We start from the raw sequence: 23874 nt of genomic DNA, 5'->3' as shown, positions 1-23874 counted from the left end.
GGCGTAGATTTGTGACCAGCCACAGGTGGAAACAGAGTTTTCCGGCATATTTCGCTGTAGAGTTCATTGTTCGTTCATGTTCACTACATTGAAAATAATGTCAGAAAGTGTTATAATGATTTAGTGGGGTTTGTTTGGGGTTGTTCTGATTTATGTTCATCAGATTCAACGGTCAACAGACATCAAAAAATCCCTGTGGCTTTTCACAGGGATAGAAAATAGTAAGTTGAGTAGGCCTGCCATTCACAGTTGAGTAAGTTGAGTAGGTAACTTTGATTAGAGGGACAATCAATGACAAAAAATGAAAATTTAAGACTGTGTGGCGGTACATTCTTCACCTTACTTTTAGAGGCAAGAAAGCAACTGCTGGGAGCAAATGAACACTACGCAGGGAAAAAAGATGGATTAACTGAATATGAAACTTTGATTGGTCTGGCTAGAGTGATACGTTCAGATTTAGCGACACCGATGCCGACTGAAATCAAGACGATTCAAGGTAACGCATCAGAATATAAAAAATGCAAGAATGCAGGTGGAGGCTACTTTCCGTTCGGTGATAAAACAGCATTGAGAGTTTTTGACGAAAGAGTGAAGAATGAGTATGCCGATACCTTGAGAAAAATGTGCTGCTTTGTAGAGGGATTCATTGATGCCGGAGGAGATATAAAAAAAGACGAGCTGCTCGTGAAAGCACTCGTCGAACTAATATCGTTAGATAATTGCATAGATGAAAGTCAATCCTTTTATGTTAAGGAAGATGGAGCAACAATGCAGAAGAAAGATGTTGTTGCTATGAAAGAGATTTCCCTGCAGCCATTCCTGCTAGGAGTATTTCATTACGCTGTATGTAATGTTGATAATACAGTAGGGGCAAAAACATTTGATGTTTGGTGTCCATCCTCAGGTGGAGGTAAAAGGGCTTACACTGGAGATATTGGTGTTAATTGGCCTGTTGATATTAAACTGAGTTACGTTGAACCTAAAGATGATGGCGTTGCCGATAATAAAGCAGATAAATCGCCAGATGATATTATCGTTGAAGAAGTCTATGAAGAACCTCGTCAGGAGGAAGCAAAGTCAAAACAGCAAATGGTTTTCAACTTTAATGTGACTGGAAATAATAATAGTTTCATTCAGCATGTCGATAGCATTACGAACAATTATTATGGAGGGCAGAAAAAAGATGGAGAATAAATTACAGCCATCACAACCGGGAGCTTTGCAAACGCAAACACCGAATACAACATTTAATTTGCCCGGTAACAATAATACGTTAGTAGCTCATACGGACGCAGTGAATAATACCTATAGTGTAATGATGGTGGGTGGAGCACCACCCATGCCGGGAAGTCCTAACGCAGCGCATACCATTGCATTAAATACAGATTTTTATAATCTTCTGGTTGTCGGGGATGATGAATTAAATCCTCAGTACTGTCATTGCCTTGTTCGTAAGGATAGAGCAATAACGGAAAGTACGTCAAAAGAATTGAAAGCAGCTTATGCGACTTTGTCGGATGATGCAATTTCGGTGTTGAAAACCTATCCAGCAATTATTGCGACTGAGAACCACGCTTATGGAAAAACGGACGCAGACCACTATGCAGCTTATGGGTTGATTGTTGATGTGAAAATTCAGGACAATGGTATCAAAGTATATTATCAAATACTCAACTGGATACCACAGCAGAAAATAAATGAACTTCGGTTTGAACTCGGAATCGAAGGCTGCAGCGGAACGAATGAATTGAATCGTATGCACTGGGCAATAAAAAAGATAAATGCAGTAGAGGTATTAAGAGAAGCTGGGATACAAGTCTTTTCTTTATAAATACGCAACCACTCATCTGGAATCGAACATGGAGGAATAATATGAGTGCAGAATATGAAAACATGCAAGTTGAAAAATGGGTAAACCTTGAAGATGTAGCAGAACACCTAAGTTTGAGTCAGGATACAGTCCGTACTTGGATAAAAGAAGGAAAATTACCTGTATATAAAGCTGGAAAACGATATAAATTCAAAATCTCTGAAGTTGACGAATGGGTCAGAGAAGGAAAAATTAAAGAATAGAAGCAGGAGGTAGATTTGCATATGAACCCTAAAATGAAATCAGCAATAGAAAAAATAACGTTAAACGATGCCACATTTTCCAATGAGGTTATAGAACCGACGTATGTAAATTTCTTCTATGGGAAGAATGGTGCAGGCAAATCTACCATTGCACGAACGTTTAAGGCAAACGATGAACATTTACAGTGGCAAGCTGGGAGGGCATCAACTGAATATGATGTTCTTGTGTATGATACAGATTTTATAAATGCTAACTTGCGTAACTATGGAAATCTTGCTGGTGTATTCACCGTGAACGAAACTAATATTGCTATTCAAGAGCAGGTCGATACACTCAATGCAGAACGCAAGAAAATGGGTGAGGAATATAACGGACATAAGGCCGCTATAGACCAGAAAACAGCGGATAAGAATACCGCTTTATCGACATTTCAATCAGACTGCTGGAGCAAGAGTGCGGAAGCCAGAACACTATTTGATGAAGCTATTAAGGGTAAGAAAAAGGCTGCATTATTCGCTCAAGAAATTTTAGCAATTACGCCGGTTGCTCATGATGTTGAAGATTTAAAAACTCTATATGGGACCGTTTTTTCTGGCGATGCACAGCAGTACAACATGCTGTCTAAGGCAGGTAAAGTTACCTATGCATCCTTGCCGGGATATGAATTGATGGGCAAACCAATCTCCAGCAGCAGTGATACGGACTTTGCAAAATTTATTAAAGCCCTAAAAGCTACTGATTGGGTACGAAGTGGTCATACTCATTTTGCTGGCCAGACAGACGGAAAGTGCCCATATTGCCAGCAAAAACTCCCGTCTAACTTTGATAAAGAAATAGCTGCATGCTTCGACGCACAGTATCAAGATGACATCTCTGCGATTAATGCTTTTCAAAGAACATATGAATCAGAGATGGATTCCGTTGTAGCAACGCTGGAGGGCAATGTATCTGCTGCTATGCCGGGATTAGACTTGTCGGAATATGAAGTAAAAGTTCAGCTTCTTGTGGATGCGATAACCATTAATAAACAGAGAATTGCAGCAAAGATTAAAGAGCCGACATCCATTGCTTCCTTAGAAGACACTGATAGTTTGCTCATTGAGATTGGCACTCTGATTGATGGCTTTAATAAGAAAATCAAAGAAAATAATGAGATAGTCAGAGACCTCAAAACAAAGAAGGTTCTATGCAAAAAGCAGGTGTGGGAGTATCTTGCAGAGCTTTTGAAAACCGACGTTGCTGCGTACAACAAGGCCTTGACTGATTTGGATGTTGAAATCAAATCACTGAAAGGTAAAATGGAGCAGCTAAAAAAGGATGCTACTGCTAAGAAGGAAGAGGCCAATGAACTAAACAAACAGATTGTGAATACTGAGGCTACTATCGATAGCATCAATGTGCTGCTTGATAATTCAGGCTTTGAAGGTTTCCACCTTCGTGCAAAGGATGGTGTAGCAAATACATATGAGGTCATTCGTCCGGATGGAACTGTTGCAGAAAAACTGAGCGAGGGTGAAAGAAACTTTATTGCATTCTTGTATTATTATCACCTTGTGAAAGGAAGCCTTAGCAGCGAAGCTGTAAAAGATAAAATAGTTGTTATCGATGACCCGGTATCCAGTATGGATAGTGGAGCACTGTTCATCGTCAGTGCTTTGGTCAGAGAGATGATTGAGGTTTGTTACAACAATACAGACTACCGAAGCAATAAGGTCGATGGCGACTATATTAAGCAGGTTTTCATTCTGACTCACAATGTTTATTTCCATAAGGAAATTACTCATCACCAAGCAAAGAGATACCACAGTGTTTCGTTTTATATGATTCGAAAGGTAGAAAACATTTCTTCTGTAAAACTTTGTGTGCGTCAGAGCCAGAGGGTGCCTACCGAGCAAGAAAACTATAATCCGATTCAGAACTCGTATGCAGCTCTTTGGGATGAATACAAGGAGCTGAAAACGGCAAATACCGTGAAGAATGTAATCCGCCATATTCTTGAATACTACTTTATTCAGATATGTGGCTACGAAGGAAATGACCTTCACAAGATTGTTCTGGAACAGAATAAGCCGTTGTTTGTGGATGAAGTGGAAGGACAGAAGCCGAATTACGACCGATATAATCTTGCTTCAAGCATGCTCACATATATGAATGACGGCCCGGCTGTTATCAGTGATGGCTTCAACTATATTGATGATGGCAGTGATGTGGAACAGTGCAAGAAGGTGTTTGAGCTGATTTTCACCGCTATGCATCAGGAACAGCACTATAAGATGATGATGGGAATCGAGGACTAAGTCCTGATTATTGGATATCTAAAAATATAAAATTAACATTGACTAAGAAGCTCTTAGTCTGAATGGAGGAAAATATAATGGCACAAAAGCAGACAATCGATGCAATGTGGGATGATTCCCCTATCGATGTATCAACAGAGGTCAATTTTATCTGGTCCATCGCAAACAAACTGCGTGGTACATACCAGAGTGATAAATACAAGGATGTAATCATTCCAATGGTTATCATCAGACGTTTTGAGTGTGCACTGGAACCTACCAAGGACAAGGTGGTAGCACAGTTCAAAGCGAATCCGAACTATCCGGCAAAGGCGATGTATCGTATTTCTGGTTTTCAGTTCTACAATACTAGTGAGTTTACACTGGCCGAGCTGATTAATGATGCAGACCATTTGGCTGCAAACTTCAAAGCATATTTGCAGAGCTTTTCACCGAATGTTCAGGAGATTATTGTATCTGCTGAGAAAGGTCTCGACTTTTATAAGCAAATTGACAAGATGGATAAGAACAATCGTCTGCTCAGTGTTGTTAAGGCTTTCTCTGAATTGGATTTGAATCCTCGTACTATCGACAATGTAAAGATGGGATATATTTTCGAGGACCTCATCCGTAGATTCTCTGAAAATGCAGAGGCTGGTGACCACTATACTGGCCGTGACATTATCAAGTTGATGGTAAACATTCTCTTGGCTGAAGGCTGCGACGATATTTTCGATGACGGTAAAGTTATTACAGTTTTGGACCAAGCGTGCGGAACCGGCGGTATGCTTTCCACGGGATACAACTTCATCAAGCGTTATAACCCGACAGCTGACGTGCGCCTTTTTGGTCAGGAAATTAATCCTGAATCTTATGCTATTTGTCTTGCAGAGATGCTTATCAAAGGACAGAATGCGGAAAATATCTGTTATCAGGATACCATGAAGAAGGACCGCTTTGAGGGAACGAAGATGCGTTTCGTAATTGAAAATCCTCCTTTTGGTACACCTTGGGGCGGTAAAGATGCTGCTGAAGGTGTAGAAAAGGCTGTTAATGACGAATATGCCAAGGGATTTGACGGACGCTGGGGCGCTGGACTTCCGGGTTCCGGTGATATGCAGATGTTGTTCCTTCAGTCAGCTATTGACAAGATGGATGACAATTTTGGTAGAGCAGCTGTTATTGAAAACGGTAGCCCACTCTTTAATGGTGGTACATCTTCTGGTGAGAGCCAGATAAGGAAATGGATGCTGGAAAATGATTTGATTGAGGCGATTATAGGCCTTCCGGTCGATTTGTTCTACAATACTGGAATTGCCACTTATATTTGGGTGCTCTCAAAAAATAAGCGTCCTGAAAGAAAGGGTAAAGTACAACTTATTGATGCATCTTCATTTTGCCATAGATTACGTAAAGCGCTAGGAGACAAAAGAAACGAAATCTCTCCTGAAGATAGAACTGAAATCACTAAACTATATGCCAATTTTGAAGAGAATGAGTTTAGTAGAATTTTCAGAAATGAGGAATTTATATATAAAGAGTATGTTGTTATGCAGCCGCTGCAGAGAAGCTACAGCATTACGCATGATAGAATTATGGCTATGCTTACAAAGGGAGCTCTTTCTTCGTTGTATGATGAAGGCAAAGTTAATGAGCTCCAGAATGCAGAAGAATTAAGTGGAAAAGAGCAGAAAAAGTTGGAGCAGTTCCTTGAAAATAAAGATACATATGATGCTATTTTAGAAGCGTTAGAGGACTCGGTTTCTAACGATATCTATTACTCACCGAGTGAGTTTAATCCAGTGCTACGAAAGGTGCTTGCCGCAATCACCACAGATAAGAAACTGCTTGATAAAATTGCTGATGGTCTTTCCACTATGGATAAGAAAGCAGTAATACAAAAAGATAGAAAAGGAAATATTCTCTTTGATAAAGAAACTAAGGATACAGAAATAGTTCCATATGAAGAGGATATTAATAGTTATATGGAAAGAGAGGTACTTCCATATATTCCGGATGCAACAGCATTCTTTGAAGAAAACCTTACAGCAAAGAAACCTGTTATAAAGACTGGTGCAGAGATTCCATTTACTAGAACTTTTTATAGATATCAGGCACCAGCTACAAGTGAGGTACTAGAAAATCGTTTCACGGAATTAGAACAATCCGTTAGTAAACAAGTTGAAGAATTGTTCGGGTAAGGTGGTGCAAAAATGGATGCAATGATTGAAAGTGGAATCCAATGGCTGGGCAAATATCCGGCTTCATGGAAGCTAAAAAAAATAAAATACTGCCTTCAGGAAAGAATCGAAAAAAATAATCCTGTCCAAACAAGTGATATTCTTTCGTTAACTGCTAAACAAGGAGTCATTCCGCATGACCAAAAAGAAGGAGGCGGTAACAAGCCTAAAGAAGATTTAAGTGGTTATCGTTTGGCTTATCCGGGCGATATAGTCATGAACAGCATGAACATACTCTCTGGTTCGGTTGGATTATCTAAATATTTTGGATGTGTTAGTCCAGTTTATTATATGTTGAGACCGCTTCGTAACAACGAAGATGTTCGATTTTATAATTATATTTTCCAAACAACTATATTTCAGAGGAGTTTGTTTGGTTTGGGAAACGGGATTTTAATGAAAGAATCGAACAATGGTAAATTGAATACGATTAGGATGCGAATCCCTATGGATAAATTTGGGGGTTTGTATATTCCTGTGGCTCCAATCGAAACACAAAGAAGGATATCTGACTATTTAGATATTCAATGTGAAAAAATTGAAGCACTAATAGCAAACATTCAGCAACAGGTTGAGGTATTGGAATCATATAAGAAAACCGTAATCACAGAGTGTGTGACTAAAGGTCTTAATCAGAGTGTTGACTATAAAGAAACCAACATTCAATGGATTGGAAAGATGCCAAATCACTGGAAATGTGTTCGAGGGAAATACATTCTTAAGTATATTCAGAAAACAACTCGAGAAGATGATGGTGTAATTACCTGCTTTAGAGATGGAGAAGTGACTCTTAGAAGTAATCGTAGAGAAGATGGATTTACAATGGCTGATAAAGAAATCGGCTATCAAGGAATTGATGTTGGTGATTTAGTTGTTCACGGTATGGATGGTTTTGCTGGAGCGATTGGAATTTCTGACTCTAGAGGAAAAGCATCACCAGTTTTAAATGTGCTGGATACAGAGCAGAACAAACGATACATTATGTATTATTTAAGAAGTATGGCATACAGTGATGTTTTCTTAGCTATGTCAACCGGTATTCGTGTTCGTTCTTGTGACTTGAGATGGAACAAACTATCAGAATTGTTTTATCCTGTTCCTCCAGTTGATGAGCAAAACAGAATTGTGGAACATATCGATAGTGTGCTTTGCAAAGTTGATGCTGTAATCACAGCGAAAAGAGAACAGCTTGAAACACTGGATGAATATAAGAAAACAATGATTTACGAGTATGTCACAGGCAAGAAGGAGGTGCCAGCTGATGCTTAAAATGGGCGGATGGTGTTGGTACCTGTCCGGGCAAGAGGACAAGCTGGAAAAGCATAAATGTGGCAAATGGATGTACTTTTTTGACGACCAAGAGTTCGCTCAGAAAATATGCGAAGCAGCGATTGAAGCAGGTGCCTGCTATGAATGCAAATGCACAGATATGGAAGTGCAGATGATGGATACTGGAGTTATCTGTTTTTACCTTAATGGTGACGATATAGAGAATCATTACCGTGTTATCGACTTTATGATTCAGCATGATTTGATTCGCAAGACTAAATCGGGTCGATACTATAACAATAGTTTTAAATTTGATGACCAGACAAGAGCTGGTGAATACGGAGCCGATTTCGAAGGAAAGATAAAGTTGAATGAATTTATCAATCTCGAAACCGGAGAGCATATCAGGAAGGAGGCGTGAGCGATGGATAAGAATATAACTGTTGAAACTACAGAATTTGATGCAGAAAAACATGCAGAAAATACAGCAAAGCGAGTATCTGCTTATAGCGAGATGCTTATTCATCACACATCAATCGTTTCTGAAAAGGAATATCAGAAGTTTCTTCTTGAGAGATTGGAAAAGGATAATGGCTACATTATTCGTAAGGCGAGTAACTTTGACCGATACTTTGCAGTCGACCGTGAGATTCTGTTCAAGTTTCTTGAAGATACACAGCACGAAACGATGGATTACTTGAGAAAAATATATAAGGCTGATTTGGAGGATACCATTGTCAGCTTTATCAATGCAGAAGCAACAAAGACTCGTGGAAGTCTTTTGGATGTGCTGAAGCATGGAATTGAAATTTCCAATCAGAAGCTGGAATTGATGTATACAAAACCAGCAACTACATTCAATCCTGATTTGACCAGAAAGTATGGTCAGAATATTTTCTCTGCAATGGAAGAAGTGTGGGCCAGTGATAAGGAACGAATCGATGTTGTTATCTTCCTGAATGGATTAGCTATCATTGCATTCGAGTTGAAGTGTAACGCAGCAGGTCAGTCTTATCAGGATGCGATTTACCAGTTCAGAACTGACCGTAGTCCTAAGACCCGTCTTTTTATGTTCAAAGCAGGTACTCTCGTAAACTTTGCAATGGACTTGGAAGAAGTGTATATGACGACAAAACTTGCAGGTGATGCAACGTTCTTCCTTCCATTCAATATGGGTAACGGAGAGGGCGTAACTGCAGGTGCTGGTAATCCGGTATTCGAAGATAAATATAGCGTATCCTACATGTGGGAAGATATCCTGACAAAGGATACGATTCTGGATTTAATCAGCAAGTTTATTTTTGTTGAGACAAAAGAAAAAGTTGATGATAAAACCGGAAAAATCAAGCGTTCTGAAAATTTGATTTTCCCTCGTTATCATCAGCTTGATGTCATCCGAAAAGTACTCGCTGATGTTAGAGAAAATCGTACTTCTCAGAATTATCTGATTCAGCATAGTGCTGGTTCCGGTAAAACAAATTCAATCGCATGGCTGGCACACCGTTTGACTTCTCTTCATGACGCAGAGAACAAGATTATCTTTGATAATATTATCATTGTAACTGACCGAGTTGTTGTTGACCGCCAGCTCCAGAAAGCAATCATGGGAATGGAGCATAAGGCTGGACTGATTCGTGTTATGGATGATAAGTGCAACTCTGCTGACCTTGCGATTGCATTGAATGGTAATACAAAGATAATTGCAACGACAATACAAAAGTTCCCTTATATCGTGGATAGCGTAAAAGGACTTGAAAATAAGAGCTTTGCTGTAATCATCGATGAGGCGCATTCGTCTACTGCTGGTAAAGATATGGCAGCAGTTACAATGTCTCTTGGTTCTGGTGACCAGACTGAGGCAGATGTTGAAGACATGATTTCCAGTGAAATTAAGAGAAACGGTAAGCAGGCCAATGTATCGATTTTTGCATTCACAGCAACACCTAAACCGACGACAATTCAGTTGTTTGGACGCTTGAATAAGCATGGACAGAGAGAAGCATTCCATGTTTACTCAATGAAGCAGGCTATCGAAGAAGGATTTATTCTTGATGTTCTCCAGAACTATACAGAGTATTCAACCTTCTATCAGCTTAACAAGGAAATCGAAGATGACCCTCGTTGTAAAACAAATGCTGCTAAGAGACAGATTGCTCGTTTCATAGAACTACACGAAACCAATATCGCACAGCGTGTTGAGGTAATTGTTGAGCATTTCCGTACAACAGTAATGCAGGAACTCGGCGGACAGGCTAAGGCAATGGTTATCACAGCCTCAAGACAGGGCGCTGTGAAATATCGTCAGGCTTTTGAGGAGTACATCACTAAGAAAGGTTATGATGGAATTCATGCGCTTGTTGCATTTTCTGGAAAAGTAAAACTTCCGGATGATGATAAAGAGTATACCGAAGCATCTATCAATGGATTCCCAGAGGATAGACTAACAAAAGAATTCGATACAGATAACTATCAGGTGCTTTTGGTAGCAAATAAATATCAGACCGGTTTTGACCAGCCAAAGCTGTGTGCGATGTATGTGCTGAAAAAGTTGAAGGGTGTAAATGCTGTTCAGACTCTTTCCAGACTGAATCGTATCTGTGCTCCGTATGATAAGAAGACCTTTGTACTGGACTTCGTAAATACATATGAAGATATCAAAGCAGCGTTTGCTCCGTACTACACAACGACACTGTTGGCAAATTCGGTAACGCCAAATGCCATTTATGATTTGGAAGCGACTATCGATGCCTATGCACTGTTTGACCCGGCAGATATTGAAGCTGCGAATGATATTCTCTATTCACAGAAAGTGACAGGAAAGCAGAAGCAGAGATTGACATTCTTCCTTCAGAAAAGTAAGAAGCTGCTGGAACATTATGAATATGAAACCCAGCGTCAGGCTGTGGCGGATATGCGTGGATTTGTTCGCTACTATGAGTTCCTTCTTCAGGTTTCCAGCTTTGAAGACACTGATTTGCATAAGAAGTACAACTTCATCTCGTACCTGTTAGCTTATATCAATATCAAGCATCCGGGCGGTGGATTCAATTTGGATGGTAAGATTAAGGCATCCCAATTTGTCCAGAAAAAGGGCGAAGAACATCTTTCTTCTGACCTCGTAGCAAAGCCTGTAATGAAACTACCAACGGCGGAGCATTTTGGCCTCACGGAGGATAAGGAAAAGAGACTGTCTGAAATTATTGACGAAATTAATAGCAGAACCGGCAAGAACTATGATAATGATGTTGTTGTAAAGGCTATGCTGCAGATTAGAGATATCCTGATGAAATCAGACAAGCTCAAGACCAGTGCTAAAAATAATACGCAGCAAGACTTCGAGTTCTCTTATTTCGATGATATTGATGATGCGCTCATTGAGGGATTATCGCAGAATCAAGACTTCTTCTCAATGCTGCTGTCGAATGATGAAATGAAACGTCAGGTGCTGGGTATTTTCTCAGGGGAGATTTATAAGAGTCTCAGAGAATCATTGTAAAGGCGGTGAAAAACAGTGTTCGACAAATTTCGACTAAAAGAGGTGCTGGTAGAGTATAAAAAGCGTTTTGTACAGCAGCAGTGGCCTAATGAAAAATATAAATGGGAAGCTGTACAATGCTTCCAGTTGAATTGGGATGTTAATTCAGATGACTTTGCGCAGATGCTTACAAAGGCTCTTGCGCAGACTGCTAATTTGCTTGCGTCTGTGAACAACTTCCCAGCAAGAATGATTACAAAGTTTGCGGAGATTGCTCCGGAAGAAGTGCGCTCGATGTATATCGAACTCTATGATGAGAGTAAAGATTTATACGAGAGAGTGGCTAACTTCAAAAATAAATCTAATACATTGTTAGAGCGCTACGGAAACGGAGCAGCGCAGCATTATCAGTATGAGAATGCGATAATGACATATTTGTGGCTGCGTTATCCGGATAAATATTACATCTATAAATTGAGCGAAGTGAAAGCTGTCTCATCGGAACTTGAAAGCGATTATCGTTTCAAGAAGGGAGCCTATGCGGATAACATCAGAAACTTTGTGGCATTCTATGATGAGATATGCGCTGAACTGCAGCAGGATGATGAGCTTAGAAATCTGCTTAATTCCCAGATTACATCTACATGCTATCCTGACCCAGAGTTACGCACACTGACAATTGATGTAGGATTCTTCATTTCTCGCTATTGGAACAAAGAGGAAGAAGGGCCTAAAGCTGACGAGTGGTGGCCGACTGACTATACTCCGGCATTAACAGTCGAAGATTGGATTGGACTTCTCGGTGATTCAGAAGTGTTCAATGACAGTAGTCTCGAAATTATGAAAAGAATGAAGGACTACGGCGGTAAGGCAACCTGTACTCAGCTTGCTGTAAAGTATGGTGAAACAAAGAACTTTTATAACAGCGGTTCTCAGGCTCTTGCAAGACGTGTAATTGCAAAAACGGGATGCCCTGTTATGGCTAGAGATGATGAAAGTTCTCGCTTGTGGCCGGTTTTATATGTTGGTAAAGATGCTAATAAGGATGAAGAAGGTTCTTATGTATGGAAACTTCGAGATGAGTTAGCATCAGCTCTTGACCACGTAGATTTGACAAATGTCCCATTATACGCACAGCTACCTGAAGGAGAAGATGGACAGCACTACTGGTTCTTAAATGCGAATCCGAAAATGTGGAGCATGTCCAGCATGCCGGTGGGAGAAGTTCAGGATTATACCTTGTTTAACGATAATGGAAACAAGCGTAGAATCTTCCAAAACTTCATTGACGCAAAAGCCGGTGATATGGTTATTGGCTATGAGTCCACTCCAGTGAAGCAGATTGTAGCTGTATTCCGTGTAAGCGCAGAGCAGGATGGACAGAGAATCTATTTCGAGAAGCTGGAAGGCTTATCATCACCGATAGATTTTGCAACATTGAAGGCTTGTCCTGAGCTTGAGAAGATGGAATACTTTAGTATCACTCAGGGTAGTCTGTTCAAATTAACAAAGGGTGAATACGAATTTATCATCGACCTGATTCGTGAAGAGAATCCAGCGCCTACATCTGAGAAGACGAAAGATGAGTATTCGAAAGAAAAATTCCTAGAACAGGTTTATATGACCGAGGCAAAATATGACCGTCTTGTAGCTGTTCTCACAAAGAAGAAAAACATCATCCTTCAGGGTGCACCCGGTGTCGGAAAGACTTATGCAGCTAAGCGTCTGGCTTATTCGATTATGGGTGAGAAAGATGATGACCGCATCGAGTTTGTGCAATTCCATCAGAACTATTCCTATGAAGATTTCATGATGGGTTATAAGCCAGTCGAGGATGGTTTTGAACTGAAATATGGTATTTTCTATAGGTTCTGTCAGAAAGCAGCAAACCATCCAGATAAGGATTATTTCTTTATCATTGATGAGATTAACCGAGGAAACATGAGTAAAATCTTCGGTGAATTGCTGATGTTGATTGAAGCGGATTACAGAGAAACAAAGGCAACATTGGCCTATAACGGTCTCAGCTTCTCTGTTCCAAAACGTCTGCATATCATTGGTATGATGAACACTGCTGATAGAAGTTTGGCGATGATTGATTATGCACTTCGCCGCCGATTTAGCTTTTTTGATATGGAACCGGGCTTTGATTCGGAAGGCTTTATTAAGTATCAGGAAGGATTCGCAAATGACACATTCAATACTCTGATTGACCGCATTAAGGAACTGAACAGAGAAATTGCAAAAGACAAATCGTTGGGTAAGGGATTCTGCATTGGTCATAGTTATTTCTGCAATGTGGATGAATGCACAGATGAGTGGATGCAAGATGTGGTTGATTTTGATGTGCTACCAATGTTAGCAGAATACTGGTTTGACGATGCCGATAAGCTGCAGCGTTGGGAGAATATTTTGCATGGTGTATTTCAATGACAAAGGATAAAAGCATTCTAATCAATAATATTTATCACATGCTTTCTTACGCCTTTCAGACGCTGAATCAGGAGACCTACGATGATGTTGCAGTGGAGTCTTTTGATGAAATGTATAATCTGCTGGCTGCAATCCTAGCTAAAGGCATAGGGTTGCAGTTAAAGCAGGGCCTATACAGAGAATATATAAGCCGTCAGGAAGAGCTGCCTGTTATGCGTGGTAAAATAAATATGCCGGGTACAATAAAAAATAAGCTGGCACATGAAAGAGTGCTCACCTGCGATTTTGATGAACTGTCAGAAAATAATACGTTAAACCAAATCCTGAAAACGACAGTGATGCTCCTTCTGCGAAACGGAAAAGTGCAAGCAAAGTACAAGGATGACTTGAAGAAAAAAATGCTGTACTTTTCCAATGTGGATGTTATTGAGCCCACAGGGATAAAATGGTCGTCCATTCGTTTTCAGCGTAATAATCAAACGTATAGAATGCTGGTTAGTATCTGTCAGTTGATTATTGAAGGAATGCTTATTACGACAGATGCAGGTGATTATAGATTGGCATCCTTTGTAGATGAGCAGCGTATGTGCAGGCTGTATGAAAAATTTATTCTGGAGTATTACAGCAGACATTATCCAGCTTTGTCTGTCAGTGCATCACAGATTCCGTGGGCACTTGATGATGGCGTTGGGACTATGCTTCCGGTTATGCAAAGTGATATTCATCTACAGCGTGGAAATACGGTGCTTATCATTGATGCAAAATACTATAGCCACACGACACAAGTCCAGTTTGATAAGCATACTCTTCATTCAAACAACCTGTATCAGATTTTTACCTATGTAAAAAATCGCAGCTATCAATTTGGAGAAGAAGATAATACAGTTTCAGGTATGCTTCTTTATGCTAAAACGGAAGAAGAAATCCAGCCGGACAACGTGTATCAGATGCACGGTAGTCAAATAAGTGTAAAGACGCTTGATTTGAATCTACCGTTTTCAGAGATTGCCGCACAGATGGATAGAATTGCGGAAGCACACTTTACCGGCATTATAAAAGCTAATTAGATGGGAGGACGGCTTGTGAACAATCAAGATAAAATAAAAGCTATTCAAGCAGTTTTGTCCCATCCGGGAAATGAGTCTGTTTATTACGACCTGCTAGAACAGTTAGGAGACCTAAAGGTAAATTATTCTGATTATATGGTAACTGAACCAATTAACTGCAATGAGGAACTTCAGCGTGTCCCTACTGCTGATTATGAGCTTTGTACAGCATTGCTTACTGCTTTGCTGAGAGAAGACCATTTTAGTAATGGCTCTTTTGCAAGAAGAAAGCAGGCCGGTCAGGTTGATTCCTTGTTGGAACGTATGGTTGAAACTTTGCAGGATTAAACCTTTTAATTTTGCCATACTTTTTAATTATTGATAAAAGAGGTGTCGCTTTGGTAGCAGAAACAACAGCATACCGAACACAAAATGCCAAAATGGGCTGCTATCAAAGTGGCCCTACATACAGGAAAGAACCCAGAAATAGCGCTATTTCACGCTGTTTCTGGGCTTTCAACTACATATATGCTTGTATCAAAGATTGCGTCTTGATAGATCCCGCGTGCGGTTCAGGGTCGCTACTTCTTAAATCTGAAGCAGTATTAGGCAAAGATGCTGTTCGTGTAGGTTTCTTTGGACAAGAAATCAATATCACAACATACAATCTTTGTCGCATCAACATGTTCCTTCATAATATCGAATTTGATAAGTTTGACATTCAGTGTGGTGATACATTGATTGACCCAAAACATTGGGATGACGAACCGTTTGAACTGATTGTTTCCAATCCGCCTTATTCAATAAAATGGGTAGGGGATGATGATGCAACACTGATCAATGATCCTCGATTTTCTCCTGCAGGTGTATTAGCACCAAAAAGCAAAGCGGATCTGGCTTTTATCATGCATAGTTTGTCATGGTTAGCACCTAATGGCGTTGCTTCAATCGTTTGTTTTCCTGGCATTATGTATCGAGGTGGTAAAGAAAAGAAGATTCGACAGTATTTGGTAGATGGAAACTTCATTGACTGCGTAATTCAGCTACCAAGTAATCTTTTCTTTGGTACTTCGATTGCTACCTGCATCATGGTCTTAAAGAAAGATAAAAAGGATTCAAATATCTTATTTATTGATGCTTCAAATGAATTCACAAAAGCAACAAACAATAATATTTTAACCGATGAAAATATCGATAAGATTGTAGAAACCTTTGCCAAAAGGGAAGAAGTAGAGCACTTTGCTCATTTGGCTATTGGCAAAGAAATTCAGGAAAATGAATATAACTTATCTGTATCAACTTATGTAGAACCAGAAGATACAAGAGAAAAGGTTGATATCGTTAAATTGAATGCTGAAATAAAAGAAATTGTTGCTCGTGAGCAGAAACTACGTGATGAGATCGATAAGATCATTGCTGAGATCGAAAATGGAGAGACATTATGAGTAGATTAGACGATTTAATTCAGGAATACTGTCCGGATGGCGTGAAATTTAAAACGCTTGGTGAATTAGGTCATTTTTATGGTGGAATCACTGGTAAGTCAAAGAAAGATTTTGTTGATGGAAATGCTGTTTTTATTTCATATAAAAATGTTTATCAAAACCCTGCTTTGGATATTCATCCTTCTGATAGAGTAAAAATATCAGAAGAAGAAAACCAAAGAACGTTAAAGTTAGGAGACATTATTTTTACTGGTTCTTCTGAAACGCCGGATGAATGCGGATTTTCATCGGTTATTACCGAACAACCGACTGAACCTTTATATTTAAATAGTTTTTGTTTTTTCTTTAGATTAGATAATCCTGAAATATTAATTCCAGATTTTGCTAAACACTTGTTTAGATCTGATAATCTACGCTATCAAATTAGGAAAACTGCAAATGGAGTTACTCGTTTTAATGTTTCGAAAGATAAAATGAGTAGAGTTAAGGTTCCGCTACCGGCCCTGCCGGTACAGCGTGAAATTGTCCGTATATTGGACGAGTTCACGCTGCTATCAGCCGAGCTTGCAGCTCGGAAGAAGCAGTATGAATATTATAGAGATACTTTGCTAAATAATAATGCAGAAATTCCTAAAATAAAATTAGGAGAATTTGCTGTAATTAGTCGTGGAGGTAATTTTCAAAAGAAAGACTTTGTTGATAATGGTTTACCTTGTATTCATTATGGTCAAATTTATACCCATTATGGAACATATGCTGATACAACATTGACAACAATCAATGAAGAAGCATATAGCAATTCAAAAAAAGCCAAGAAAAATGATATTGTTATGGCTGTTACAAGTGAAAATATTGAAGATGTTTGCAAATCTGTAGCGTGGTTAGGAGATAAAGATATAGCTGTTAGCGGACATACAGCAATTATTAGTCATCAACAAAATGCTAAATATTTGTCTTATTACTTTTCTTCAAATGCTTTCTTCAAGCAAAAGAAAAAACTAGCACATGGCACAAAAGTAATTGAAGTTACTCCGAATACATTAGCCAATATTGAAGTTCCTTTACCTTCTTTGGAGGTACAAAATCGTCTAGTTGAAGTTCTCGACAACTTTAACTCTATTTGTTCTGATTTGAATATTGGTTTGCCTGCTGAAATAGAAGCACGACAAAAACAATATGAATTTTATCGTAATCAGCTCTTGACATTCGCTGAGAATGGCAACACCATCTTGACGAACAACGAACAACGAACAACGAACAACGAACAACGAACAACGAAGGAATCTGATTAAGTTGCTTCAGTACGTGTTCGGATATGCAAATGTTTTATTAAGTGATATAGCTGAATATCAAAAGGAACGAATTGATGCTTCACTTTTGGATGCTTCAACATATGTTGGGGTTGATAATTTACTTCAAAACAAGGCAGGAATCAAAAAATCAGAATATGTTCCTACAGAGGGAAGACTTATTAATTATCACAAAGGAGATGTGTTGATTGGTAATATCAGACCATATTTAAGAAAAATATGGCTGGCCAAAAACGATGGTGGTACAAACGGTGACGTTTTAGATATTACAATTAAAAATAATCAAATAGTAACTTCAAAATTTCTATATTATGTTTTGTCTTCTGAGTCGTTTTTTGATTATGATATGCAATATGCAAAGGGTGCTAAAATGCCGCGTGGAGATAAAAAAGCGGTAATGAATTACACATTTACAATTCCTACCATAGAAAGACAAAAAGAGATTGTTGCAATTCTCGATAAATTTGATGACCTTTGCAATGATCTAAGTGCTGGAATTCCTGCAGAGATTGAAGCCAATCAAAAGCGATATGAATACTATCGAAATCAATTATTGACATTTAAAGAATTAAAATGAAAGGTGATAATGAATTATGATGTCTAAAACCCATCTAACTGTAGGTATGGCAGATGCTTTAGCCTTTACAAGTATAAATACTCCAGCTGAATGTGCGATAGCAATTGCTGGTGGAGCTATCGGAGGAGTTTTAGCGGATGTTGATACATTAGATAATGATTATCATGCAGATGCATTAATTGGAGAATTATTAGCATTCGGAACTTTGGGTATTGTTTTTGTTCTGGACCATTTCTTTAAATGGGGTATTTGTAATTCTATAGCAGGTAAAATAGCCAATAAAGTCTTTATGTGGCTCGGATTTATTGCAACAATAGAATTATTTATTTATAGAGTTTTAGTGATTATGTCATTGATTTAATTGGAGGTGATGTCCATGTCCTATTTTAATATTGTTGCTGAAACGACGAAAAATACAGTCATTACTGAATATAAATCAAATAAAAAACGGGTCAATAATTATCAAAATGAAGCAGATCTAGAAAAAGAATTTATCCAGATGTTGACCGAACAGGGTTATGATTATTTACCCATTCATTCTGAAAATGATTTGATCAATAATTTGCGAGATCGAATTGAAAGATTGAATGACTATCAATTTTCTTCGGATGAATGGAAACGATTCTTTAATGAATCAATTGCTAATCCAAACGAACATATCATAGAAAAGACTCGGAAAATTCAGGAAGACTATGTACAAGTATTAAAACGTGATGATGGTACATCAAAAAACATTCGTTTGATCGATAAGACTCATATTCAGAACAATTATCTACAGGTCATCAATCAGTATGAGAATGGAAAAGAAAATGGTGCAAGATACGATAATCGCTATGATGTAACGATTCTTGTTAATGGATTGCCTTTGGTTCATATTGAATTGAAAAGGCGTGGTGTACCAATTCGCGAAGCATTCAATCAGATTGATCGCTATCAACGAGATTCTTTCTGGGCTGGATGTGGTCTGTATGAATATGTACAGATCTTTGTCATTTCGAATGGTACTAATACCAAGTATTACTCTAATAGTACGCGTTCCAATGCAATCAGTGATGCCAGATCCAGCCGAACCAGACAGAATAAAACAAGCAACAGCTTTGAATTTACATCTTTCTGGTCAGATGCCAACAATAAGATCATTCCAGATTTGTTTGATTTTACACGAACTTTCTTTAATCGGCATACATTGTTGGCTGTATTAACAAAATATTGCATCTTTACATCTGAAAATTTATTGATGGTCATGCGTCCTTATCAGATCACGGCAACTGAACGGATCTTGAATCGTATTGAGATTGCGAATAATTATAAGAAATACGGTACGGTTGCCGGTGGGGGATATATCTGGCATACAACCGGATCGGGGAAAACATTGACTTCATTCAAAACAGCCCGATTGGCAACACAGATTCCGTATATCGATAAGGTATTGTTTGTTGTAGACCGTAAGGATCTGGATTATCAGACAATGAAAGAATACGATCGTTTTGAAAAAGGAGCTGCCAACAGCAATACTTCAACGGCTGTGTTGAAACGGCAACTGGAAGATCCAAATGCGAAGATCATCATCACAACGATCCAGAAATTATCGACTTTCTGCAAGAAGAATCCCAAACATCCGGTCTATTCTAAACATATCGTTGTGATCTTTGATGAATGTCATCGGTCACAGTTTGGTGATATGCATAAGCTGATCGTTAAGAATTTCAAGAAGTATCATTTGTTTGGTTTTACAGGCACACCTACTCATTCGTAGATGCAGCAAAGATGTATTACACAGAATTCAAACGGCAGATGGCAAAAGACCCTTCCAAGAAATTGCGTATCGCAACAATATACAGTTATGCTCCCAATGAAGAAGTGAAGATGATCGGTGCTCTGGATGAAGAAAATTCAGAAGATACGAACAATCTGGATGCATCAAGCCGTGATTTCTTGGAAAATGCGATCAAAGATTATAATGAGATGTTCAACACGAATTATGATACATCCAGTGATAAATTCCAGAATTATTATAAAGACGTTTCTCTTCGCATGAAGAATAGGGAACTGGACCTTTTGATCGTGGTCAATATGTTTTTGACCGGTTTTGATGCAACGACATTGAATACATTATGGGTCGATAAGAACTTGAAGATGCATGGACTGATCCAGGCATTCAGCCGGACCAATCGTATCCTCAATTCGATCAAGACATTTGGAAATATCGTTTGTTTCCGTAATCTGCAAAAAGAAGTTGATGATGCGATCTCGTTGTTTGGCGATAAAGATGCTGGCGGTATCGTATTGATGAAACGATTCACCGATTACTACAATGGATTTGATGAAAATGGCAAACACAATCCAGGATATGTAGAGATGATCGAAAAATTATGCAGTAAATTTCCATTATCTGATCCACGAATTACTGGTGAAAACAATCAGAAAGAATTTGTCACATTATTTGGTGCTATTCTTCGTATGCGGAATTTGCTTTCATCATTCGATGATTTTAAAGGAAATGAGATCATTTCTGAACGTGATTTCCAGGATTATATGGGAAGATATCAGGATATCCATGATTCATTGACTCCAAAGATAAAAGATAAAAAAGACATTGCTGATGATCTGGTTTTCGAAACGGAATTGATCCGTCAGATCGAGGTCAACATTGATTACATCCTGATGCTTGTCGAAAAATATAAAGAAGATCATTGTGAAGACAAGGATCTATTGATCACGATTCGTAAAGCAGTAGATTCCAGTTCAGAACTGCGAAGCAAGAAAGAATTGATCGATGATTTTATCAGTACTGTCAATGAGGTTGATGATGTCATTTCGTCCTGGAAATCCTATGTCAGTGAACAAATGATAAAGGATCTGGATCAGATCGTTGCGGATGAACGGTTAAAGCCAAAAGAAACAGAAAAATTTATCCATAATTCATTTTCCGATGGCATGATCAAAGAGACGGGTACAGGCATTGATTCTCTGATGCCGCCAATGAGCCGTTTCGGCGGTGGAGGGAATCGAGCCAAGAAAAAACATGTTGTTATCGACAAATTAAAAGGATTCTTTAATAAATATCAAGGTATCGCACCAACGATATAAAAATATGGCATAGCATTCGTGTTGAGTGCTATGCTTTTTTACTTGTTGCCTTACGCATTATGCTTAGCTTTACTCACACAAATCACGTCTTTTTCATAAAGTCAATATTATATTAATTATACATGACTATCTGTGTAGAATTTTGGACACACATAAAATGATCCATTGTTTTCACAAAAAATAAGAGAAATAATATATATGTAAAGAGACGATATTGATTCAAATTGTAAAGATCATACAGCATTGATAGAAATAGCATCTAAAACAGATAATGCAGTTATTGTTCTTTGTTGTGAGTATTTCCTGATTCTTTGCGAAGCTCACGCTTGTATTTATAATACGTGTTTCTGGCGATGCCTAATTCTTTCATCAATTCTGTATCGGGCAAGCTTCCATTGAAATCTTTGCTTAATTGCAGGATCTGTTTTTTCATCAATACGGATTTTTTGGTCGTAAGCCGCTGTCCTTTTTTGATTCCCATATGGCTTTCGTTCAGTTCCGATGCAACTTTTCTTGTCAGTATATACGCTGAGAGACGCTGCTTTTCTAACAGATAGTGACGGATCATATATTCCAGCAGCTGTTTATATCTGTCTTTTTTTTGATTGGAATAGACCTTGTTTCTTGAATCAAAGTCTGCTTCCAATTTCATGATAAAGTCCATATTGCATTGCGAACCGCGTTCAAATATGACCTTAGTTTGATTTTGAAATAATTGCAGACAGCGATCCGCTAATTTTGAAATATCAAGATCTCCCAGATCCTCTCTTTGGGCAATTAAAAAGTCATGTTTTGCTCCAATACCGATATATGGAAATGCTTCTGGAAACAAGTCTATCGCATCGTAAAAACATACGGTCGTGTCTCTAAAAGTATCCAAATTTTCCCATGGCTTCAGATCAGTAAATTCGATATCTTCATGAGATGCATACAAAGCATTTGCGAGCACTTTCATAGCTTCTGTCAGTTTTCTATCCTTTGGACAATAATAATATATCTTCATATATTTCATTTTATAATAGAAATAATGCAGAAACAAGTATTTAAACATATATTAATCAATTGATATTATTAATTTCTTGATATACGATAATTATAGAAGGATATAGATGAAAGAAGGAATGATGATGCTGCTTCCTGTACAATTTCGACCATTCAATGATGAGATGCCGCTCAGCTGGATGCAGAGAATGGCACTTGCCAATGGATTTGATGACCTTAGAGAGATGATGCATATTATTGGCATTATTTCTAAACCATACGACTATCCATCATCTGATCATTGGAAAGATGTCGCAAAAATGCTTTACGACCAAGAATGGATCAAATCATATCAAGATGAAGTAAAAAAAGCATCTTTATTGATCGATAACATGATAACAAAGAAAATTTATATCTGTCCACAATGCTTGAACGAAGAATTACAACAATATGGACAGTTCTACTATCATATGCAGCATCATTATATTGGAGCACATACGTGCTGGAAACATCATTGCAATCTGGCTTCGATTGATCCGATAGATTATCTGATTTTTGAGAAAGATCCCCATTTACAACCTGATCGGGGAATCTATGATCCGAATAAAGAACAGCAGATCCTGTCGCTTGTCGATGATCCGGAAATGCTCTTTGAAGAGTTGATACGATATCAGATCTGGATCCTTATGAAGCAAACAGATAAAAATCTAGATGATATAAACCAACCATCAGACATACCGTTAAATGCAGAATATATGGATCGTTTTGATGATGTACCGGAACTGTTGTTTGATGTTGTTAAAGGAAAACATGCCCATATAAAAGATGAAGCAACGAAAACATACATCTTCAAATGTTTATTTGACGATTATCATTCATATATCCATTTGATCGATCGATTAAAGAACCGGAAAAGACCTGCCTACATCGATCTGATGGATATTCTGGCTATGAAAGGAAGTGTGCTATATGCTCACCAAGACAAACGTCTATAAATTGGAAGAAGGAAGAGGAAAGGGACATGGTGCTGAATACAAACCTTGGATCGAAACAAGGGAAGTATCAAGCATTGGAACATGCTCGAATCCTATAGACTGGAAAACAGGTCGTACCGTTGAATTGTTATCGCAGGGAGAATCCATTTTCTGGCATATCCTACGATGGGATGACACAGTAGACGACATTCGGGAACAATACCCTTTGGATATCGAAACGACATTGAAGATCTGCGATGACTTCAACATCAAACATCCGCATGATCGAAAAACATATATGACCAGTGATTTTTATGTCACATATAAAGATGGGACCGAAAAGATCTTCAGTGTCAAGAATTCAAGAAATGTGCTGAAGAAAAAACGTACCAAGGAAAAGCTTTCTGTTGAGGCCTGTTACTGGAAAAAGTATCGTAATATCGATTATGAGGTCGTCTTCAAGGACGAAATGAACCAGATATTAGCTGAAAACATTCGCTTTGTCTGTGTATATTATGATCGATCCAGAGTGTTTGATAAAGTTTCACTGTTGAAGCATCTGATTGCAACCAAGCAGATCAAGGTAGACATGGAAACACAATTGCTGGATATCCCCGTATTGCTTGAAACCTATGCAAATACATTGATGTCATTCAACAATCACTGATGGAAAGGAGAAACAAT

The 23874-nt window shown here is 38.4% G+C and carries 20 protein-coding genes; 19 read left to right on the top strand and 1 reads right to left on the bottom strand.

What is annotated here, in order from left to right; genetic code table 11:
- Positions 1-291: 291 nt before the first annotated feature.
- From EDX97_RS03460 to EDX97_RS11835, 17 genes are all read left to right on the top strand, one after another.
- On the top strand, positions 292-1194 hold the full coding sequence (locus EDX97_RS03460; RefSeq protein WP_128519789.1) for a hypothetical protein: 903 nt from the start codon (positions 292-294) through the stop codon (positions 1192-1194).
- The gene (locus tag EDX97_RS03455; protein ID WP_128519788.1) at positions 1184-1831 is read left to right on the top strand and encodes a hypothetical protein; all 648 of its coding nucleotides are present in this window, start codon (positions 1184-1186) and stop codon (positions 1829-1831) included. Before EDX97_RS03460 ends, EDX97_RS03455 begins: the two co-directional genes overlap by 11 nt.
- A 41-nt stretch (positions 1832-1872) precedes the next feature.
- The gene (locus EDX97_RS03450) at positions 1873-2073 is read left to right on the top strand and encodes a helix-turn-helix domain-containing protein (RefSeq protein WP_008976224.1); all 201 of its coding nucleotides are present in this window, start codon (positions 1873-1875) and stop codon (positions 2071-2073) included.
- A gap of 21 nt (positions 2074-2094) precedes the next feature.
- Positions 2095-4371, top strand: a complete 2277-nt coding sequence (locus EDX97_RS03445; protein WP_128519787.1) for an AAA family ATPase — start codon at positions 2095-2097, stop codon at positions 4369-4371.
- A gap of 77 nt (positions 4372-4448) precedes the next feature.
- The gene (locus EDX97_RS03440; RefSeq protein ID WP_128519786.1) at positions 4449-6551 is read left to right on the top strand and encodes a type I restriction-modification system subunit M; all 2103 of its coding nucleotides are present in this window, start codon (positions 4449-4451) and stop codon (positions 6549-6551) included.
- A 12-nt stretch (positions 6552-6563) separates the two neighbouring features.
- Positions 6564-7859, top strand: a complete 1296-nt coding sequence (locus EDX97_RS03435) for a restriction endonuclease subunit S (RefSeq protein ID WP_128519785.1) — start codon at positions 6564-6566, stop codon at positions 7857-7859.
- Positions 7852-8280: a hypothetical protein gene (locus EDX97_RS03430; protein WP_128519784.1), complete on the top strand. Its 429-nt coding sequence runs from the start codon at positions 7852-7854 to the stop codon at positions 8278-8280. Before EDX97_RS03435 ends, EDX97_RS03430 begins: the two co-directional genes overlap by 8 nt.
- A 3-nt stretch (positions 8281-8283) precedes the next feature.
- Complete coding sequence (locus EDX97_RS03425; RefSeq protein WP_221175871.1) at positions 8284-11355, top strand: type I restriction endonuclease subunit R; 3072 nt, start codon at positions 8284-8286, stop codon at positions 11353-11355.
- Between the two features lie 15 nt (positions 11356-11370).
- Entirely contained in the window at positions 11371-13767 is a 2397-nt protein-coding gene (locus EDX97_RS03420; RefSeq protein WP_128519783.1) for an AAA family ATPase, read from the top strand.
- Positions 13764-14834, top strand: a complete 1071-nt coding sequence (gene mcrC / locus EDX97_RS03415) for a 5-methylcytosine-specific restriction endonuclease system specificity protein McrC (protein WP_128519782.1) — start codon at positions 13764-13766, stop codon at positions 14832-14834. Before EDX97_RS03420 ends, mcrC begins: the two co-directional genes overlap by 4 nt.
- 15 nt (positions 14835-14849) lie before the next feature.
- Positions 14850-15161 carry a DUF6508 domain-containing protein gene (locus EDX97_RS03410; protein ID WP_128519781.1) on the top strand — a complete coding sequence of 104 codons (312 nt, stop codon included), beginning with the start codon at positions 14850-14852 and terminating at the stop codon, positions 15159-15161.
- A 50-nt stretch (positions 15162-15211) separates the two neighbouring features.
- Complete coding sequence (locus tag EDX97_RS03405) at positions 15212-16258, top strand: type I restriction-modification system subunit M (RefSeq protein WP_245977988.1); 1047 nt, start codon at positions 15212-15214, stop codon at positions 16256-16258.
- On the top strand, positions 16255-17550 hold the full coding sequence (locus tag EDX97_RS12015; RefSeq protein WP_128519780.1) for a restriction endonuclease subunit S: 1296 nt from the start codon (positions 16255-16257) through the stop codon (positions 17548-17550). The genes EDX97_RS03405 and EDX97_RS12015 overlap by 4 nt, the downstream gene beginning before the upstream one ends.
- A gap of 13 nt (positions 17551-17563) precedes the next feature.
- Complete coding sequence (locus EDX97_RS03395) at positions 17564-18145, top strand: restriction endonuclease subunit S (protein ID WP_128519779.1); 582 nt, start codon at positions 17564-17566, stop codon at positions 18143-18145.
- Between the two features lie 19 nt (positions 18146-18164).
- Positions 18165-18506 (top strand): hypothetical protein, encoded by a 342-nt coding sequence (locus EDX97_RS03390; RefSeq protein ID WP_183164250.1) that lies wholly within the window; start codon positions 18165-18167, stop codon positions 18504-18506.
- 15 nt (positions 18507-18521) lie between these two features.
- On the top strand, positions 18522-19901 hold the full coding sequence (locus tag EDX97_RS11840) for an HsdR family type I site-specific deoxyribonuclease (RefSeq protein ID WP_221175870.1): 1380 nt from the start codon (positions 18522-18524) through the stop codon (positions 19899-19901).
- Between the two features lie 11 nt (positions 19902-19912).
- Positions 19913-21235, top strand: coding sequence for a type I restriction endonuclease subunit R, EcoR124 family (locus EDX97_RS11835; RefSeq protein WP_221175869.1), 1323 nt, complete (start codon positions 19913-19915; stop codon positions 21233-21235).
- A gap of 277 nt (positions 21236-21512) precedes the next feature.
- On the opposite strand, the gene EDX97_RS03380 is transcribed toward EDX97_RS11835, so the two are convergent.
- Entirely contained in the window at positions 21513-22238 is a 726-nt protein-coding gene (locus tag EDX97_RS03380) for a hypothetical protein (protein ID WP_128519777.1), read from the bottom strand.
- Between the two features lie 106 nt (positions 22239-22344).
- On the opposite strand from EDX97_RS03380, the gene EDX97_RS03375 reads away from it, so the two are divergent.
- Together EDX97_RS03375 and EDX97_RS03370 are read left to right on the top strand one after the other, a co-directional pair.
- Positions 22345-23211: a TniQ family protein gene (locus EDX97_RS03375; protein ID WP_128519776.1), complete on the top strand. Its 867-nt coding sequence runs from the start codon at positions 22345-22347 to the stop codon at positions 23209-23211.
- Positions 23186-23857 (top strand): TnsA endonuclease N-terminal domain-containing protein, encoded by a 672-nt coding sequence (locus tag EDX97_RS03370; protein ID WP_128519775.1) that lies wholly within the window; start codon positions 23186-23188, stop codon positions 23855-23857. Before EDX97_RS03375 ends, EDX97_RS03370 begins: the two co-directional genes overlap by 26 nt.
- The last annotated feature ends 17 nt before the right edge of the window (positions 23858-23874 follow it).

Source organism: Absicoccus porci (assembly GCF_003725415.1).
In the GTDB taxonomy this organism is placed as follows: domain Bacteria; phylum Bacillota_I; class Bacilli_A; order Erysipelotrichales; family Erysipelotrichaceae; genus Absicoccus; species Absicoccus porci.
This window is presented reverse-complemented; position numbering and strand designations above follow the sequence as displayed.

Bases quoted from the DNA above. Each gene is read 5' to 3' on its own strand.
- EDX97_RS03460 (WP_128519789.1), top strand. From the start codon at position 292: ATGACAAAAAATGAAAATTTAAGACTGTGTGGCGGTACATTCTTCACC.
- EDX97_RS03455 (WP_128519788.1), top strand. From the start codon at position 1,184: ATGGAGAATAAATTACAGCCATCACAACCGGGAGCTTTGCAAACGCAA.
- EDX97_RS03450 (WP_008976224.1), top strand. From the start codon at position 1,873: ATGAGTGCAGAATATGAAAACATGCAAGTTGAAAAATGGGTAAACCTT.
- EDX97_RS03445 (WP_128519787.1), top strand. From the start codon at position 2,095: ATGAACCCTAAAATGAAATCAGCAATAGAAAAAATAACGTTAAACGAT.
- EDX97_RS03440 (WP_128519786.1), top strand. From the start codon at position 4,449: ATGGCACAAAAGCAGACAATCGATGCAATGTGGGATGATTCCCCTATC.
- EDX97_RS03435 (WP_128519785.1), top strand. From the start codon at position 6,564: ATGGATGCAATGATTGAAAGTGGAATCCAATGGCTGGGCAAATATCCG.
- EDX97_RS03430 (WP_128519784.1), top strand. From the start codon at position 7,852: ATGCTTAAAATGGGCGGATGGTGTTGGTACCTGTCCGGGCAAGAGGAC.
- EDX97_RS03425 (WP_221175871.1), top strand. From the start codon at position 8,284: ATGGATAAGAATATAACTGTTGAAACTACAGAATTTGATGCAGAAAAA.
- mcrC (WP_128519782.1), top strand. From the start codon at position 13,764: ATGACAAAGGATAAAAGCATTCTAATCAATAATATTTATCACATGCTT.
- EDX97_RS12015 (WP_128519780.1), top strand. From the start codon at position 16,255: ATGAGTAGATTAGACGATTTAATTCAGGAATACTGTCCGGATGGCGTG.
- EDX97_RS03390 (WP_183164250.1), top strand. From the start codon at position 18,165: ATGTCTAAAACCCATCTAACTGTAGGTATGGCAGATGCTTTAGCCTTT.
- EDX97_RS11840 (WP_221175870.1), top strand. From the start codon at position 18,522: ATGTCCTATTTTAATATTGTTGCTGAAACGACGAAAAATACAGTCATT.
- EDX97_RS11835 (WP_221175869.1), top strand. From the start codon at position 19,913: ATGTATTACACAGAATTCAAACGGCAGATGGCAAAAGACCCTTCCAAG.
- EDX97_RS03380 (WP_128519777.1), bottom strand. From the start codon at position 22,238: ATGAAGATATATTATTATTGTCCAAAGGATAGAAAACTGACAGAAGCT.
- EDX97_RS03375 (WP_128519776.1), top strand. From the start codon at position 22,345: ATGAAAGAAGGAATGATGATGCTGCTTCCTGTACAATTTCGACCATTC.
- EDX97_RS03370 (WP_128519775.1), top strand. From the start codon at position 23,186: ATGCTCACCAAGACAAACGTCTATAAATTGGAAGAAGGAAGAGGAAAG.